The organism is Maribacter sp., from assembly GCF_039968975.1.
Taxonomy (GTDB): Bacteria; Bacteroidota; Bacteroidia; order Flavobacteriales; family Flavobacteriaceae; genus Maribacter.
The window spans coordinates 39,843-57,068 of the sequence record NZ_JBDVOT010000153.1; the positions used below are offsets into that span (position 1 = coordinate 39,843).

Here is a 17,226-nt window from a genome sequence, read left to right on the forward strand (position 1 = left end):
AAAGGTTTATAGGTTACTATTTACAAGTCATAACTAATGACTATTTCTTATACTTTGCTGAAAGCTCTTTACAAACAGAAGTCAATGTATCTGTAACCTCATCGGTTAATTTACCAGACTTCAATGTATCTAGAACACCTCTATGCTTAGCATTCAAGAACTCTAGGTAATCACGTTCAAATTCTTTTACTTTCTCAACCGGCACATCTCTTAACAAGTTCTTAGAACCAGCATAGATAATGGCAACTTGATCTTCAACAGTATAAGGATCGTTCTGTGCTTGCTTTAATATCTCAACATTTCTACGACCTTTTTCAATTACGTTCAATGTAGCAGCATCTAAATCTGAACCAAACTTAGCAAACGCTTCTAATTCACGAAACTGAGCTTGATCTAATTTCAATGTACCAGAAACCTTCTTCATTGATTTAATCTGAGCGTTACCACCAACACGAGATACAGAGATACCAACGTTAATTGCCGGTCTTACACCTTGGTTGAATAAATCTTGCTCTAAGAATATCTGTCCGTCAGTAATAGAAATTACGTTGGTTGGGATATAAGCAGAAACGTCACCCGCTTGAGTTTCAATAATAGGCAATGCCGTTAAAGAACCTCCACCTTTTACCATTGGCTTTAATACCTCTGGCAAATCATTCATTTCTTTTGCGATATCATCATCATTGATAACTTTTGCTGCACGCTCTAATAATCTAGAGTGTAGGTAGAAAACGTCGCCTGGGTAAGCCTCACGTCCTGGTGGTCTTCTTAATAAAAGAGACACCTCACGGTAAGCAACCGCTTGTTTAGATAAATCATCATATATAATTAATGCAGGACGACCTGTATCACGGAAATATTCTCCAATAGATGCTCCCGTAAACGGTGCATATACTTGCATTGGAGCAGGATCAGATGCATTAGCAGCTACGATAGTAGTATATGCCATTGCTCCTTTATCTTCCAATACTTGAGCGATACCAGCAACAGTAGATGCTTTCTGACCTATGGCAACATAGATACAGTAAACAGGCTCACCAGCATCATAAAATTCTTTTTGGTTTAGAATGGTATCGATACAAACTGTAGTCTTACCAGTTTGACGGTCACCAATAACAAGTTCTCTTTGACCTCTACCAACCGGGATCATCGCATCAATTGCTTTAATACCAGATTGCATTGGCTCAGTTACAGGCTCTCTATAGATTACCCCTGGAGCTTTACGCTCTAATGGCATCTCATAAGTATCACCAGATATAGGTCCTTTACCATCGATAGGGTTACCTAGAGTATCAACTACACGACCAACAATACCTTCACCTACTTTTACAGAAGCAATACGTTGTGTACGTTTAACCGTATCACCTTCACCAACTGATTTAGAAGGGCCTAAAAGAACGACACCAACGTTATCTTCTTCAAGGTTCAAAACGATACCTTCAAGTCCGCCTTCGAACTCAACCAATTCTCCGTATTGAGCGTTCGCTAATCCGTAGATTCTTGCGATACCATCACCAACTTGTAATACAGTACCTACTTCGTCTAAAGTAGCGGTAGCATCAAATCCAGATAATTGTTTCTTTAAAATTGCTGATACTTCAGCGGCTTTTACTCCTGCCATATCTTACTTATTAATTTACTGTAATATTTTTACCAAGGACTATTACCTTTTTTAATCAACTCTCCTATTAACTCGGTTAAAAACTCTTGCTTTGTAACCTTACTTAATTGTCTTTTCGCTTTGTAATCAAAATTAGATCCATCTTGCAATGAAACCTTAACAGGTGACTGAATATCTGTTGTTGCTGTTGCAACTAAATTTCCCTCAACATCATATACTTTTATAGGAGTTGATCTAGTTCCTGAATAATCATCAGGTGAAGTTACATTTCCAATTACCTCAGTACCCATTCTACCACCTTTTGTAATACTCAAATCTTGTTGAACAAAAGGATTAATAGCTGCTACTTTTGCTTCTAACTCTTTACCTTGGTTTTTAGCTTTATTAACAACTGCTTTTGCTTTACTTTCTGTTATAGTCTCTAAAAATGCATTAATCTTATCAGTATTCACATTTCCAGCTAAATCAAAAAACTCAAGCTTTTGCATTAAAAAACTAATAATTTTCTTCTTACCAGTCCCATAATCAGGATCAATATCTATAGCATTAGTTTTGGAAAAATCGGCATTTGATATTTCTAACCAGCTCTCTTTAGCCCCATTTGGCACCAACATTCTTCCTATACTATTTACTTGAAGAAATAATTCTGATGAAGTTGAATTCGTAAATGAATACAAAATATCATAATCGCCCATGGTCTTTGTAGCCCTATGCTCTGTTTCCATCTTTACAGGAATAGCAACTTTATCAACTAATATAACACCTTTCTTAACACCAATTTTTTGAGCACTAATAGAAACACTCAAAAGTAAAACAAGTCCAAAAACTACTCTATTCATATTATAGACTATTTGAAAATTCTCTTTTTAAATTATTAAGCTTGTTGCTTACGCTAGCATCATACTGTAAATCTCCAACTCTTAGGATGAAGCCTCCAATAATACTTTCGTCAACCTTGCTTTCAATGGTAACTTCATTACCTGTAAGTTCAGCAACTTTCTTTAATATTTTCTTTTCCATAGCAGCATCTAAAGGTACTGCAGTTGTAACGTAAGCTACATCTTTACCTTTTTGTTGCTCATTAAGGATAATGTATTTTAAGGCAACTTCGTTTAGCATTCCTAAACGTTTGTTGTCTACCAACATATTAATAGTACCTTCTGTAATTGAATGGCAACCCTTGAATATTTCAAGTAAAGCATTCTTTTTCATCGTACCAGAAACAACCGGACTAGCCAATACATCTTTAAGTTCTTTACTATCTGAAATAGTAGCGGCGATTGAACGCATATCTTTCTCAACAGCATCCAAGGCTTTGTTTTCCTTGGCCATATCCAATATTGCCTTTGCGTAACGTAATGCAGCTCTAGATTCGCTCATTATTTCTTTTAGTTAAGTTTTATATCGCTCAACATTGTATCTACCAATTTCAATTGCTTGTCATTACTAGATAAATCCTCTTTCAATACTTTCTCTGCTATAGCAACAGACAATTCTGCAACCTGACTTTTAATGTCAGCAACAGCAGCTTTTTTCTCACTTTCGATTGCCGTTTGTGCTTGCTTTAACATCTTATCACCTTCAAGCTTTGCTTGCTCTTTAGAATCAGAAATCATTTTTTCTTTGATTTCACGAGCTTCTTTCAACATAGCCTCACGTTCTGCACGTGCTTCTTGAAGCATCTTCTCATTATCAGCTTGTAAGTTTTGCATATCTGCCTTAGCTTTTTCAGCTGCAGCCAATGCTTCTTCAATACCAGTCTCTCTTTCGTTCAAAGAGTTCAAAATTGGTTTCCAAGCAAATTTTACCATCAAGAATATTAATCCTAATAATAATATTGTTTGAACTATAAACAAACCTGGTGAAAAATCGTTCAATAAAACTTCCATATCCTAATCTTTAAAATCTAAATCAAATAATTAAAAAACATTTCCTGCAACCAACCGTTACAGGAAAATGTCTTTGGGTTTTCATGTTCTTATTTTCCTAAGAACAAAGCACCGAATGCTAAACCTTCTAAAAGTGCAGCTACGATAATCATCGCAGTTTGAATTTTTCCTGCCGCTTCTGGTTGACGAGCAATACCTTCCATTGCTTTACCACCGATTTGACCAAGACCAAGACCTGCTCCGATAACGATTAAACCTGCTCCAATTAAATTGTAAGTTACCATACTAATTGATTTATATAATTAAATTAAAAAAACTCTTGTTAAATAAAATCTCCTCTTACATCTTCAACATCTGCCACTTCATGTCCATGAGAATCATGTTCATGTTCGTGATCGTGTTCTGCAACCGCCATACCTATAAATAGTGCTGAAAGCGCAGTAAATATATATGCCTGTAAAAAGGCTACCAACACCTCAATTAAGGTGATGAAAAATGATAAAACCAATGAAAGACCCGTTGCACCCGCAACACCTAAACTTTCTTTAAGTGTAAACATAATTGCAATTAAACTCATTACAACAATGTGACCGGCAGATATATTCGCGAACAAACGTACCAACAATGAAAATGGCTTAATAATAAAAGCACCAGCTAATTCTATTATAGCTAGAATAGGCTTTACAAATACAGGTACACCTGGCATCCATAAAATGTGCATCCAATAATCTTTATTACCACTAACCGTATATATGATCAAAGTGAAAATAGCCAAACAAGCCGTTACCGCTATTTGCCCTGTAACGTTAAAACCAAATGGCGTAAGTCCTAATAAGTTCAACACCCAAATAAAGAAGAATACCGTTAACAGATACCCTGTAAATCTTCTATAATGTTTCTCACCAATATTAGGTCTTGCAATCTCATCTCTTACATAAAGTACAAGTGGCTCTAACACTCTACCAAAACCAGTAGGTATATTTTTCTTTCCATATTGTTTCGCCAAAGAAGAAAAGGCCAATAACATTAGTAAACCTACTAACAACACCCCAACAACACTTTTAGTAATTGAAAAATCTAAAACTTTATGTGCATTTGTTGCGTGATGTTCTTCATCAAAACTTACTGTAGAAGCACCTGCATCCAACTCATATATCTTACTATGGAGCTTTACGAATTTAGAACCGTTTTTCTCAACAATTACATGACCGTTATCATCATGGTGAAATTCTGATGACATAAAAGTTGCCAACCCATTGCTTGACCAAAGAATTACAGGAAGTGGAAAACCAACATGCTTTCTTTCACCTGAATCACTTGTATATGAGAACAAATGAAAGTCATGAGAATCTTTAAGGTGATGTAAAATATACTCATCTACCTGCTCTTTAGAGCTAACTGCTCCCTCTGGTACAGTATCTGATACCGCAAAACTTTGTAATGAAAAACAAAGTATTAGAAGTTGTAATAAGGTTTTAATCGTATTTGAAACTTGCATCATTAGTTCTATATCAAAAAATTTAGCTCCTAGAAATTTTGCGCAAAAGTAGTTAATTATTGCATAAACTACCCAATTTTAAAGCTTTAAAATTTAGAGTCTTTTTTTGCGCATAATTTTAGATATAAAAAACACTTCTAGAAACAAAAAAATAATCACTGGTATTAGCAGCGCGCCTCTATATATTTGAGGCATAATCAGTTCCCCTAAAAGGTAAGGATAGAACATTGCCGCAAAAATTGTAATCTTAAAAACCAGCACACCCATATACATAAAACCCAATTGATCAAAAAAAGAATTGTTTTTTGAGGCAATTAAGAAAATGATGACCAATGCAAGGGAAAACAAGAAGTGAAATGTATATGCTTTGAACAAAAGCGGACCAAAATAGGTTGGCGGATCTAACAAAGCAAGATTCTGTAGAAAATAAGAAGTCGCGCCCACAACAGTGAACACGACTATATATAAAATGATATTTTTTAGCAACGTTTATTTATTTAACGCCATAACTTTTTTTATGACTAAATAGATGGACAAAAATACAGCAAGTAATGTAAATGTATCCTCTAAAAACGTTTTTTCAAATTTTTGATCTAACCACTCCCCTAAAAGATTGCCCAAAAATATAGTGACGCCCATTTGTATGGCTACACCAGATAAGCTTGCAGCATTTCTTAAAAGTTCAGAATTATCATTACGAGGCTTTTGCGGATCCATTATTAGATGGTTTAGAACCCATTGACTTACCACCGCCCATGGTACAAGAAGCATTAAATGTAGCACCTGGCTCAACCGCCAATTTACTTACTGACACCGTGCCCTCTATAACTGCGGACGATTTTAAGGATAATAGATCAGACACTAAAAGTTCACCATTAAAGCTACCTTCTATATCTGCATTTACACATTCTACTTTTCCATGAATGTAGCCGTCTTTACCAATCACTACTTTACCAGAAGTTTTTACATTACCATCTAGCTTACCATCTATACGAAAATCTGCTTCAGATATGATATCTCCTTTAATTTTAGTGTTCTTTTCTATTCTGTTAGGTTGACCTCCTACTTCATTCATACCTCTAGGTTTTTGTTTGTCTGAAAACATTGTTCACGGTTTTGGGGTTAAAAGCGTATTTCTATATGCTATTATATTCTTGTGTACTTGTACAATCTTATAGTTCTCCGATAAAACTACAAAATTCTCATCAGCAACAAGGTAATCCTTATTGTTTTTTAGTAGCTCGGCATACCCTAAGGCAAAATCTTTAGATTTAAATCCGTGTACCACTATAAATTGGTCTTCTAGGTTGTAAATATCTCTAGAGACAATATTCTTATATTTAAGATCTACAATAGATTGCTCTAACAGTTCCATCAACTTTAATGCCTGCTCTGTATTACTTCTTTTAAAAGGGAACACTACTTTCCAATTGGAAGTTCCTTTAGAATCTGTCTCTGGTGAAAACTCTTTTTGTTCTAACTTCGGAAGCTGCTCGGCTATCATTTGTTCTGCCTTCTTGCCCTCTGGATTATTAGGATACGTCAACGCAACATAATTCAATGCTTCTTTAAATGGTTCAAAACCTTGTAACCTACCAATGGCATTTGCCTTTAGCATCTCAAATTTTGGCACAATTGGGTCGCCCGTAAATCTATTGATGTTCTCTTCTGCACCTGTAATTACCTGTAAGTATTGTTGTTCCTTATATTGTTTAAAAAGACTCTCATAGCGTTTCTCCGGGCTATCAGAACTATCAGCCAAAACTGCTTGTGGATTCAATAATATTTCAGCGTATCTAGAATCTGAATGATTGGCAATAATATCTGCCTTCATGGTCTCTTTCAACGGACTATCAACTTCTTCATATATTTTATAAAGATTATATTTTGAGGGAAGAATTAATCGTTCTTCTGCGTTAGATGCCAATACATCTTCCAATTTGGCTGCTGCCAAAAGATTCTCGTTGAACTTCTCTTTATATATTAAACCTAATTGATAGTTGGCAAAATTGCGTTCTGTCTTTAAACTATCTATAACGGCAACATCTGTAGGTAAACGGTCCATGTAATAATCTAATGAGAATTTCTCATCTTCGCTTACCACACTTAAACTATCGCTAACACCTGATGCATTCTGTAATGCAACATTCTCGCTATTGATAATAGATTTATCTGACCAACGCCAATCATCCGTTAGCTCTCTATTGCCCCAACGGTTTTTAAAGTCGTTTTGTCCGTAGCCAAGACTAGTAATATTATAGAAATAGAATTTACCTTTATTTTCTTTACCACCTTTACTATTTGCAAATGCCGCAAAACCATCGGTAATTCTTGCCTTTTCTTTTTTCTGCGCAGCCTCCTTTGCCTTTTGTAAATCTTCAATATGCTTGCCAAAATAAGCCAGTTGTTCGTCTTTTGGCATTTCAAAAAGTGTAATTACACTATCGGAATATTGAACAATGTCCTCGTACTTAATAACATCTTCTAAATTGTCTCGCTTCTTTTTTATGGCACGAAATTTCTTGGTATTCTCGTTAAGGTTTGTCAACACGCTATCATAGTAAGCCCCTGCAGGCTTATATACGCTTTCATCAAAATTGTATTCCGCTAAATTCTCGTAATTCAGTGCATTCAATTTTGGCTTGTTTTGAGAAGCACGTAAAGATTTGTTGAAATAAACCAATGCCAAGCTATCTGACTCTTGCTCTAAATGAAATTCTGCCAACTGTCTGTATATACCATCTAAATAAGGTCTATTCTCCCTATTCAGTTCCATTTTTGTTAAATACTCTAAAACCTCTTCCTTATTTTCAGCAGTAACCTCAGTATTCTTTAATTTTTCAATTTTTGCATTGATCATGTAGACACGTGGCGACTTTCTGTTTAGTTCAATCACCTTATCAAAAGCATAATTGGCACTATCTTTAAAGCCCAGTTGATTATATAACTGACCTATGATATAGTAGTACCTGCCTCTTTCTGGGTTTTTAGTAGTGTAATGCGATGCTATTTTAAGATTTTGAACAGCGGTATCTGGTGCATTTAAATTTATAAACGCCTGTGCCATCATCGCTCTAGCATCAGCATATTCTTGATCTTTTAAACGCTCATATTTCATTAAGCGCTTTAAGTTCTTAATTGCCAAATCATCGTTCTCTAAACGAATGTTTACTTTCTCTCGCCAGATACTTGCTTCGTTTAACTTATCGCTTTCAGAATATTTATTTAAAATGTAATTAAAAGATTCTAAGGCAGGTATGTAGCGCTCATCAAAATAACGGGCTTTACCTAATAGCAGAAAAGCCTCATCTATCTGAGGATTTCGCTCTTCATCCTTAATATCCATACTATGGCGTTGAATAGCCTTGGTAGCTTTTTCTTCTGCAATAAGGAAATTAGGATTGTTGTCTTCTGAATCTAATTTGATTTCGCCGCTAACCTCTAAACGTTCTATAGGCAAGACTTCAAAATAATCATCTTGATAAGTATCGTTTAAAGTTTCTCGACCTTGTTCAAAAGCAATATTACCATTATACAAAGTATTGTATTTGGTATTTAGTGCGTGCCAATTACGGTTTACGAACTTGTCTTTTTTGACAGAACATGCATTAAAAAGCATACTCGCCAAAACACCGGATATAATAAGTTTGTTTCTAAGATTCAAAATAGTTGATCTACGTATGTATGTTTAACTTAAAAACAGCCACATTATTATGCCGTTTATCGGTAAACTGCATATTTATTTTTGAGCGTTTGCAACATTTATAGACCTCTACAACAAATTTTTACCGACCGCATAGTTTGTTTTGTATAAGAATGTTCAAGAGATTATTAAATAACTGCAGATAATCTGATCAACTACATCTTCAACGGATTTTATCTTACTTAGGTTAAAACTTAGAAATGGAAAACCGACCTAGTGGTCGGTTTTTCAATTTTTAATGTTACTTCTTTAAAATGCATTTCGTCTGATCACGCGTTGTCAAAATCTCATTGTTTTTTAAAGAATTATAGTTCTCTACTGCTTTAAAATAGCTAAAGATCCGTTTTATTCCATTACTGGCAGCGCACTTTCTGCACCAAAGAACACCTCTAGTTCTTTTAATGTTTCGGTAGATGTTTCTATGTCTTTGACCATCTCACCTTTATTCAGAACAACAATACGTTCGCAAACTTCGGTGACGTGGATTAAATCGTGACTAGAAACTAAAACGGTAACATCTTCTTGCGCTGCTAGTTCTTTAATGATTTGCTTTAGGCGAATCTGCGTTGTTGGATCTAAATTTGCAAAAGGTTCATCTAATATGACTACTTTGGGTTTACCAATAAATGAAGCTACAATACCGGCTTTCTTCTGGTTTCCTTTAGATAAATCTCTCAAGTACTTTTTCTGCCCTAAAATTTCGCCATGAAAGAAATCTTGATACTGGGCTAAAAGCGCGTCTACATCCGCTTTATTTTGACCACGAAGATCACCTATAAAGTAGAAATACTCTTCGGGAGTCAAATACCCGATCAAAAAAGTTTCATCAATAAAAGATGATGTAAATGGTTTCCAATCTTCACTGGTGTTTACTTGAACGTCATTATTAATAATATGACCAGTACTTGGCTGAATTAAATCTAGCAACAAACTAAATAATGTTGTCTTACCCGCCCCGTTATTACCCACCAAACCGAAACTTTGACCCGTTGGAATATTTAAGGATTCAATATTAAGTACTTGTTGTGAACCGTATTTTTTTGATAAATTTTCTATTGTAATCATAATCTTGTTATTCTAATTTTTTAGGATGAAATGAAATGCGTCAAAAGAAAAAGCTTAACTCGCCTTTTCTTTAAAACCTGCAATCATTCCGTATTTCTTTTTCTTGTATTGTTCCGTTATCAACCCTAGTAAATAGTTTTTCATGGCAAAACCTATGATGCCTAAAACCGATAATACTGCCACTGCCACTTCTAAATTAAAGATGTAATAGAAGATTGAAAATATAATTATAGGAACAATTAAAACCGGAACCATAACCAGAAACTGAGTAGCGCTTGCCCCTTGCATATTACCAAACGGACTCTGATCTAATTCTATCCTTTTTTTATTAAATGATCCAAAATATAAAATGACCGGTATATTTATTCCAAGGTTGTATAATGCACAACCAAAATTGATTGCCAATGCATCCCAACCGAAGTAAACATAAGGCAAGGTCAGTAAAAACATGAACACGATACTTACGGTAATTAATGATACTTTAGACTCCAAATACTTGCGCATGGGTATATTCTGGGACATCATCATACTATAGTAACTACTATCCCAAGCAGGAATAAATTGTCCAAAATTACTCAAAAAAATACCCGTCATAAAAATGCCTACAAAGGCTTTCATTGGCATCATACTGCTATACATTTCTTGTGTGTAAAAAACTAAACCGTAGAACACAAATAGAATAGAAATATACACTTGAGACTTCGTTCTTTTATTTCTCCAAATCATTTTTAGATCAAGCTGTAAGAAAGAACCCATTTCACCAAAACGCTTGGTCCAAGACATGTCCGAAGTATTTGCCTCTACTGCCTTAGTTTTAAGCTTGGCATCTAGATAAATCTTATCTCGCAAATATTTAAAATTGACATAATATATAATAGCCGCTAAAGCAATCGGAATCAATACCGTAATCGGGTATGCATAAAGCGCATGAAAAACAGGAGCAAAAAATTCTTTTATAGAGAACACTCCAAAATAATCCAATCCGTACCCTAAAACAAGTACACTAACAATGGCAATAAGAACCTTATCATTCTTATTAACAAGCAGATTTACATAATTAATACTTAGTACAATGCCTATAATTCCAACTATCCATAATAAAACATTTAGTACAGGATAGCCATTAAATAGTAAAACTATTGCAAACGGAACTATAAAGAATATCGTCAATAAATTATAGATAGATGCTGCTGACCTACCTAATATATAATGTGCAATGGTACTTTTCTTGACCGGTGTAGTCAAGAATGGTTTTATATCCATCACCGGAAGTTTCTGCATGAAATACCTTAAGAATAATTCCATTAAAATCCAGTAAATGAAATACTGGCTTATAGTCCACATAGGACTTTGATCTGGGAATATTTCTTTTAAAAGAAAGTACAATCCTACTCCTGCACCAGCAAGTGATATAAGCATATATACGCCGAAAAATCCCATTACTATTTTTATCCCTAGACTTTTACCAAGGTTAGAGGATCTAAAAAAGGATTTCCATTGTAATGAAGAAAAACGTTTAAACATTCGGTTGGTTTTAGTATTCAGAATATAAGTAAGAAAAATCTTGAGTTTGTTACAAACAAAATTCAAATTATTCTTAAACCTTCTATTTTACACCTTACTATATATCTTGAAAAATTAACCGATTAATTCCTCTTTCTTCCCCATCAAGAACTCCTTTTCCAACCTATTTGTAGTTCCCAGCAATGCTTTATCTAAAAAAGAAATTGCCAACTCTTTATCTCCTTTCTTAATGTAGTATTCGGCATAACAACCATAATATAAATAGGCTCTTTGTCCTAAATCAGAAACATCTATACTATTTAGTAAGCGGAGTGTTTTTTCAAAATCACTCAATTGAATACACACGGTAGCATGATTTAATAAGGTAAACGAATTTGGCTCGAACGCATACAGTTGTTCATACCAATAAGAGATGTTTTTCCAATTGGTATCTTTAAATGTTTTGGCATTTAAATGTTCCGAGGCTATGGCAGCTTCATAATGATAAACTGACGTGTCATCATAATCCATAGCTTTAAGCATAGCACTGTTTCCCATCTTTATCAATGGAAAATACCATTTGGCACGGTCTTGATGCTCTAAATTAACTATTTGATTATCAGAGGAAACTTTGCTTTCTAGTCGTGACATATGAAAACAAAGCAATGCAAAAAGTGCGTACAAACTGCTACTTCTAAATTGTTCCTTTTTTAAAAGTAATTGACAAAGGCGAATAGCTTCGCCACATAAATCTTCTTTTATTAATTTTTCTTTGTTTGTAGAATGGAAGCCTTCATTAAATGTCAAATAGATTACTTCCATAACTCGTACCATTCTTTCAGGAATAGCTTCGGGAGCTGGGTATTTAAATTGAATGTTATTTTTTCGAATAGATTTCTTAGCACGGGTCAATCGTTTGACTATTGTTTCTTCTTTAGTCAATAATGCGGCAGCGATTTCCTTAATACTAAATCCAGAAATGGTTTTTAAAGCAAAGGCTATTTGTTCGCTGGGGTGTAAACTTGGGTGACAGGCAACAAAAATCATTCGCAACTGACTGTCTGCAACCTCATGATCTAAAAACAGTTCGTCTATTTGTAAAGATGATGCCCCAGTTGTAATGCTAAGGTTTCTATTCTTTTCTGCTTGTATACTCCGTAGAATATCAATTGTCCTGTTTTTGGCAACTCGGTTCAGCCAAGCTTCCGGATTATCGGGAATTTTAGTTCTCCATTGCGAAGTTGCTTTTATAAAGGTATCCTGTACCGCATCTTCTATAGTCTCTATATACGACAACCCGAAAAAACGGGTTAAAATAGCGACCATCTTCCCGTAATGATGCCTAAAAAGATGGTCTACTACTTTATGTTCCATATGCTATTGCTCAAAAACCATTACTTCTCTAATTTCAACGGTACCGTTTAAATCATAATCTGGATAATCTTCTGCTATCTTAACAACTGCGTCAGCATCTTTAGCTTGTACAATATAATAACCACCGATCAACTCTTTACCCTCTATTAATGGAGCATCAGTTACCGTGCGTTTAGGACCGGATACTCTTCTTACATGCGGAACTAAAGCATCACCACCTTTTACAATACCTTGAGCCATCATTTTTTCATTCCAAACAAACCATTTTCCCATTCGTTCTTGTAATTGCTCTGGCGATAAACCTAATTCTTGGTAATCTGCACCAATAAAAATCATCATAAAATCTTTCATAATTTAACTATTTTAGTTTTTAAATAGAACTCACTCTAAGTTCTTATTGTTTACCCCATGACGTTACCGAAATCAAATTAGGGACAATTTTTAGTATAACTTTTTTAAAAAGATAATTTAAGGATTATTTAAACTGAAATAACTTCTGTTACCATCCTCCACTACTACTAATATTTAATAATAGCTTGACAGTTCGCATTGAGCAACCACTATAAATTAATTTTTGAAGCTCTTTTTGCTCTTGTGGTTACTGTTACGGCACGAGTTAAAAACTCACGCTAGGTTTCACTTATATTATTGGCAGTATGGGGTTTAATAATATTCCTCTATCTAGTATGGAGCCTCTTGAAAACGAGCACCAGTGTAGATATTATATTAATTTATTAAACCTGCACTAACTTGGCACAGTACTCGTCACAGACAAGCGCTAGCGGGGGGCATTATCTATATATCTAAATAATCAGAAACTTCTTCCCATTCTACATCGTAAGTTATGTTATAGCCGAAATCATACTGATATTCTTTATTTTCAATTATCTTTTTTAAGATTGTATTTGTAATATCAGCATCGTGCAACATCCAAACTAAATCCGCTTCTCCACTATAACATATATTTACAATAAAAAGAGCACTTGGTTTTTCGTTTAAATTAAATTCATTCTCTAATCTTAATCTAAATTTATTAATCAAACTTAGCTCTCTTCTTGTAGGTCTTAAATCATCATCTTTATCTTCATATTTCAATCTTAATGTTAAATTCCAAGGAAAAATTTTCTTATAATCAAAATTACATAATGACTTATTTACTATACAGAGCCCTGGAATTGAATTCATTTCTAAAGGAATTTCAACTAAAAATTCATCTTTAAATACTACATATTGAAAATAATCTTTCATGACTTTGTTTTAATTTGTTTATTTCCGTTTGCATCAAAATAATCTGTTTGCCCCCGCTACCGCCAGTTTAAAACTGGTGAAGACAACAGTAAGCCATTAGCTAATTAACGCCAACTGGGACCAGTATGGGAATTATTATATGGATTTATTAACCAATACTTACACGTTACGGCACTCGTCACAGACGAGCGCTAGCCGGGATACGTAACTATATCAAAATAAAAAGATTCCAATAAAAATCTTATCTAAATAATTCTCTTAAAGCTTACAATACTAACATCTAAATGAACCTAACGACTTTATCAACATAAATTATCATACTCTCTATAAAAATCCATGACGAGAAAAATAAATACAACAAAGCTTTTAACAAAATATGCTTATCGTAATATTTATCTCTGTTTTTCAGTATAGTATCATTATATTCTTTATACTCATAATGGTAATAATTAATACCATATATCAAGATATTAATAAAAAGGTAAAACCATTTTAAAGAAAATTCAAACGTTACATTAGTAAATAAAAAAAGCAAATTAACTAATGTCAAAATATTGATTGATTGACAAAAACTGATAAACATAAGCTTTTGAATGCTAGAATCTATATCATTCTTGTTAAGCCTAGAATAATCCGAATAATATAATTTATCGTAAAAAAAACGTATAAAGGAAAAAAATCCTCTCATAAAATATTAATTATTAACTACTATTCTATAGCATAGTTTTCCAATCCCCGCTACCGCCAGTTTGCAACTGGTGGCCGCAACAGTAAGTCATTAGCTAGTTAACGCCAGCCTGGGACCAGTTTTGAAATTATATTTTATCGATATATAACCCAATACTTAATAGGTACGGCACTCGTCACAGACAAGCACTAGCAAAATAAAAACCAATTATACTATCCTAAAAGTTAAACAAAAATTAACAAAACCTACTTTTTTGACAAATGTCATATGATATCGGCAAAGCATGCTTAATTTTGTAATTCGATTTAAAGAAACGAACATATGTCGCATTTTCACCCATTAACGGTAAAACATATTAAGAAATTAACGCCAACCTCTGTTGCCGTTACCTTTTCAATTCCGAAAGAATTGGCACAAACCTTTAAGTTTATTTCTGGTCAGTATATCACCATAAAAAAAGAGATTAAAGGTAAAGAATTACGAAGAGCATATTCTATTAGTTCATCTCCTGAAAAAGATGGCATTACTATAGGTATTAAAAAAGTAGACAATGGCGGATTCTCTAACTACGCCAATTCTGAATTAAAAGTTGGTGATACCTTAGAGGTTATGGAGCCAGAAGGTCGTTTTGTATTCAATGCTTCTAAAGAAGTACAGAACATTGCTGCTTTTGCGGCAGGTAGTGGTATTACCCCTATTATGAGTATTGTAAAATCTGTTTTAGATAGTAACCCAAAGAATACATTTGTTCTGGTTTACGGAAACAAATCTTACGAAGAGACTATGTTTTATACAGATTTGGTAAAACTTGAACTAGAATATGCCAATCGGTTTTTTGTATACTTCACCAATAGTCAAACCCGTGAAGACAAGGCTTTATTTGGTAGAATAGATACCTCAACCGTGAATTATGCTTTATTAAATAAGCATAAGGACGTTGATTTTAATGGTTACTATTTATGTGGACCTGAAGAGATGATCCGTTTGGTGCAAGACACCTTAACAGAAAATGAAGTGGATAAAGATAAAATTCATTTTGAGCTTTTTACACCTACTGAGATAAAAGAAGAATTACCAATACAGGCAGATGGCCAAACAGCGGTTACCGTTCTTGTTGATGATGAGGAATTTCAGTTTACCATGGATAAGAAAACAATCATTTTAGATGCTGTTTTGAAGGAGAATATTGATGCTCCATACTCTTGTCAAGGCGGAGTATGTAGTAGCTGTATCGCCAAGGTAACGGAAGGAAGTGCTGAAATGGTCATGAACCAAATTTTGACGGATAAAGAAATAGCAGATGGCTTTATTCTTACCTGCCAAGCTCATGCAACAACACCTACTATTAAAGTAGATTTTGATGATGTTTAAGCTCACATAAAAATTAAATAAAACGGCCGGTTGAATTATGATTCAACCGGCCGTTTTATTATCTAGCTACTAAAGACTTCTTCAAACTTTCTTACCGCGGCTTCATAGCCTATTGCATAGGCTTTTTCAATGCCTCTCCTATCTAGTAAACCAATATGTTCTAGTTCTTTAGATTCTAGAACAAGATGACAGTTATTAATTTTTTGTCGGTTTATGGCATAAATCATCAATCCGGTTACTCTGCCTGTCAATTGAAATGAATTATTCAAATGCTTTTTCTCTAGTTGAGAAACTACAGATACATTGCTGCCAATTACATAATCAACTTTGGGAAGTACAGCTTCAGATGGAAAATTATTCATGATTCCGCCATCGGCATAAAGTTCACCGTTATATTCCACGGGACTAAAAACAGGTGGCAATGCAGCCGATGCTAACAAAGGTTTTATCAATTCACCCTTATCTATAAAAAGCTCTTCGCCTTTCTGCAAATTTGTAGCGACTACATGAAGTTCTCTATTTAAAGCCTCAAAACTATCATCTGGAAAATACTTCTTAAAAGAAGCTATATAGCTCTCGCTATTCAATAAACCCGGTTTGGCAACAGCAAAGTAATTGTATTTGAACAACGGTGTTTCCTTAAAAAACTTAAGCATGTCAACCACAGGTTTATCTGCTGCGTACAGCGCACCCACCAAAGCACCGATACTACTACCGGAAACTACCTTGGCCTCTATGCCAAACTCTTGCATTGCCTTTATAACACCTATATGTGCCATGCCTCTAATGCCCCCGCCGGAAAGCACCAAACCTATGGACTTAGAACCTAATTGCATCTATCTAGAATTAATTTCAAAAAAAATGCCAAGCGAATACTATTATCCGCTTGGCATAAAATTAATCATTATAGCGGACTATGAATCCAATCCGAAGGCATAATAATTTTTAGTGCCATCTTCATAAACACCTTCCAGCATCACTCCGCCTTTTTTATTTTCCAAAATGGAAGCAACATCATCGATATCATTTACACGTTTACCATCAATATGCGTAATGATAAAACCAGCTCTCATTTGGGTTTCACTCTTAATCTTACCAGGGTATAGTTTAGAAACCTGTACCCCACCATCAATATCCAATTTTTTAGCTAATTGCCTATCTACATTTTCGAAATCTGCACCTAAAAGATTAAATACTTCTTTCTTCTCTTTCTTGATAAAATCTGTTCCACCTTGAGAATTATGTAGCTCTACCTCTAGCTCTTTT

Annotated in this window: 16 protein-coding genes and 1 pseudogene; 1 reads left to right on the plus strand and 16 read right to left on the minus strand. The window is 34.3% G+C overall.

All coding sequences use genetic code 11. From position 1 onward, the window contains the following. Positions 1-40: 40 nt before the first annotated feature. From atpA to ABJI11_RS10565, 14 genes are all read right to left on the minus strand, one after another. Positions 41-1,621, minus strand: a complete 1,581-nt coding sequence (gene atpA / locus ABJI11_RS10500; RefSeq protein ID WP_348351905.1) for a F0F1 ATP synthase subunit alpha — start codon at positions 1,619-1,621, stop codon at positions 41-43. Between the two features lie 29 nt (positions 1,622-1,650). Further along, positions 1,651-2,460, minus strand: coding sequence for a hypothetical protein (locus ABJI11_RS10505; protein ID WP_348351907.1), 810 nt, complete (start codon positions 2,458-2,460; stop codon positions 1,651-1,653). A gap of 1 nt (position 2,461) precedes the next feature. Next, a complete protein-coding gene (atpH, locus tag ABJI11_RS10510) occupies positions 2,462-3,001 on the minus strand; it encodes an ATP synthase F1 subunit delta (RefSeq protein WP_348351909.1) in 540 nt (179 codons plus the stop codon). A gap of 8 nt (positions 3,002-3,009) precedes the next feature. Next, entirely contained in the window at positions 3,010-3,510 is a 501-nt protein-coding gene (locus ABJI11_RS10515) for a F0F1 ATP synthase subunit B (protein WP_348351911.1), read from the minus strand. A gap of 89 nt (positions 3,511-3,599) precedes the next feature. Further along, positions 3,600-3,794 carry an ATP synthase F0 subunit C gene (atpE, locus tag ABJI11_RS10520; RefSeq protein ID WP_027065438.1) on the minus strand — a complete coding sequence of 65 codons (195 nt, stop codon included), beginning with the start codon at positions 3,792-3,794 and terminating at the stop codon, positions 3,600-3,602. Positions 3,795-3,832: 38 nt separating this feature from the next. Further along, positions 3,833-5,008, minus strand: a complete 1,176-nt coding sequence (gene atpB / locus ABJI11_RS10525) for a F0F1 ATP synthase subunit A (protein ID WP_348351928.1) — start codon at positions 5,006-5,008, stop codon at positions 3,833-3,835. Between the two features lie 489 nt (positions 5,009-5,497). After that, a complete protein-coding gene (locus tag ABJI11_RS10530) occupies positions 5,498-5,725 on the minus strand; it encodes an AtpZ/AtpI family protein (protein WP_027065440.1) in 228 nt (75 codons plus the stop codon). Continuing rightward, positions 5,703-6,113 carry a polymer-forming cytoskeletal protein gene (locus ABJI11_RS10535; protein WP_276491503.1) on the minus strand — a complete coding sequence of 137 codons (411 nt, stop codon included), beginning with the start codon at positions 6,111-6,113 and terminating at the stop codon, positions 5,703-5,705. Before ABJI11_RS10535 ends, ABJI11_RS10530 begins: the two co-directional genes overlap by 23 nt. 3 nt (positions 6,114-6,116) lie before the next feature. Further along, complete coding sequence (locus tag ABJI11_RS10540; protein WP_348351913.1) at positions 6,117-8,672, minus strand: hypothetical protein; 2,556 nt, start codon at positions 8,670-8,672, stop codon at positions 6,117-6,119. 384 nt (positions 8,673-9,056) lie between these two features. Next, positions 9,057-9,776, minus strand: a complete 720-nt coding sequence (locus ABJI11_RS10545; RefSeq protein ID WP_348351915.1) for an ABC transporter ATP-binding protein — start codon at positions 9,774-9,776, stop codon at positions 9,057-9,059. Positions 9,777-9,830: 54 nt separating this feature from the next. After that, complete coding sequence (locus tag ABJI11_RS10550; RefSeq protein ID WP_348351917.1) at positions 9,831-11,300, minus strand: DUF5687 family protein; 1,470 nt, start codon at positions 11,298-11,300, stop codon at positions 9,831-9,833. A gap of 114 nt (positions 11,301-11,414) precedes the next feature. Continuing rightward, positions 11,415-12,653: a sigma-70 family RNA polymerase sigma factor gene (locus ABJI11_RS10555; RefSeq protein WP_348351919.1), complete on the minus strand. Its 1,239-nt coding sequence runs from the start codon at positions 12,651-12,653 to the stop codon at positions 11,415-11,417. A gap of 3 nt (positions 12,654-12,656) precedes the next feature. Then, complete coding sequence (locus tag ABJI11_RS10560) at positions 12,657-13,004, minus strand: YciI family protein (protein ID WP_348351921.1); 348 nt, start codon at positions 13,002-13,004, stop codon at positions 12,657-12,659. 444 nt (positions 13,005-13,448) lie between these two features. Further along, positions 13,449-13,901: a DUF695 domain-containing protein gene (locus ABJI11_RS10565; protein WP_348351923.1), complete on the minus strand. Its 453-nt coding sequence runs from the start codon at positions 13,899-13,901 to the stop codon at positions 13,449-13,451. A 1,009-nt stretch (positions 13,902-14,910) separates the two neighbouring features. On the opposite strand from ABJI11_RS10565, the gene ABJI11_RS10570 reads away from it, so the two are divergent. After that, on the plus strand, positions 14,911-15,960 hold the full coding sequence (locus tag ABJI11_RS10570; RefSeq protein WP_348351925.1) for a ferredoxin--NADP reductase: 1,050 nt from the start codon (positions 14,911-14,913) through the stop codon (positions 15,958-15,960). 62 nt (positions 15,961-16,022) lie between these two features. Here ABJI11_RS10570 and ABJI11_RS10575 read toward each other — a convergent pair whose 3' ends face one another. Both ABJI11_RS10575 and ABJI11_RS10580 read right to left on the minus strand, forming a co-directional pair. Beyond that, positions 16,023-16,796 carry a patatin-like phospholipase family protein gene (locus tag ABJI11_RS10575; RefSeq protein WP_348351926.1) on the minus strand — a complete coding sequence of 258 codons (774 nt, stop codon included), beginning with the start codon at positions 16,794-16,796 and terminating at the stop codon, positions 16,023-16,025. A gap of 78 nt (positions 16,797-16,874) precedes the next feature. Continuing rightward, a pseudogene (locus ABJI11_RS10580) lies at positions 16,875-17,226 on the minus strand (serine protease); the annotation flags it as partial.

Excerpts from the sequence above, each read along its gene's own strand:
- atpA (WP_348351905.1), bottom strand. The coding sequence starts at position 1,621 with ATGGCAGGAGTAAAAGCCGCTGAAGTATCAGCAATTTTAAAGAAACAA.
- ABJI11_RS10505 (WP_348351907.1), bottom strand. The coding sequence starts at position 2,460 with ATGAATAGAGTAGTTTTTGGACTTGTTTTACTTTTGAGTGTTTCTATT.
- atpH (WP_348351909.1), bottom strand. The coding sequence starts at position 3,001 with ATGAGCGAATCTAGAGCTGCATTACGTTACGCAAAGGCAATATTGGAT.
- ABJI11_RS10515 (WP_348351911.1), bottom strand. The coding sequence starts at position 3,510 with ATGGAAGTTTTATTGAACGATTTTTCACCAGGTTTGTTTATAGTTCAA.
- atpE (WP_027065438.1), bottom strand. The coding sequence starts at position 3,794 with ATGGTAACTTACAATTTAATTGGAGCAGGTTTAATCGTTATCGGAGCA.
- atpB (WP_348351928.1), bottom strand. The coding sequence starts at position 5,008 with ATGCAAGTTTCAAATACGATTAAAACCTTATTACAACTTCTAATACTT.
- ABJI11_RS10530 (WP_027065440.1), bottom strand. The coding sequence starts at position 5,725 with ATGGATCCGCAAAAGCCTCGTAATGATAATTCTGAACTTTTAAGAAAT.
- ABJI11_RS10535 (WP_276491503.1), bottom strand. The coding sequence starts at position 6,113 with ATGTTTTCAGACAAACAAAAACCTAGAGGTATGAATGAAGTAGGAGGT.
- ABJI11_RS10545 (WP_348351915.1), bottom strand. The coding sequence starts at position 9,776 with ATGATTACAATAGAAAATTTATCAAAAAAATACGGTTCACAACAAGTA.
- ABJI11_RS10550 (WP_348351917.1), bottom strand. The coding sequence starts at position 11,300 with ATGTTTAAACGTTTTTCTTCATTACAATGGAAATCCTTTTTTAGATCC.
- ABJI11_RS10555 (WP_348351919.1), bottom strand. The coding sequence starts at position 12,653 with ATGGAACATAAAGTAGTAGACCATCTTTTTAGGCATCATTACGGGAAG.
- ABJI11_RS10560 (WP_348351921.1), bottom strand. The coding sequence starts at position 13,004 with ATGAAAGATTTTATGATGATTTTTATTGGTGCAGATTACCAAGAATTA.
- ABJI11_RS10565 (WP_348351923.1), bottom strand. The coding sequence starts at position 13,901 with ATGAAAGATTATTTTCAATATGTAGTATTTAAAGATGAATTTTTAGTT.
- ABJI11_RS10570 (WP_348351925.1), top strand. The coding sequence starts at position 14,911 with ATGTCGCATTTTCACCCATTAACGGTAAAACATATTAAGAAATTAACG.
- ABJI11_RS10575 (WP_348351926.1), bottom strand. The coding sequence starts at position 16,796 with ATGCAATTAGGTTCTAAGTCCATAGGTTTGGTGCTTTCCGGCGGGGGC.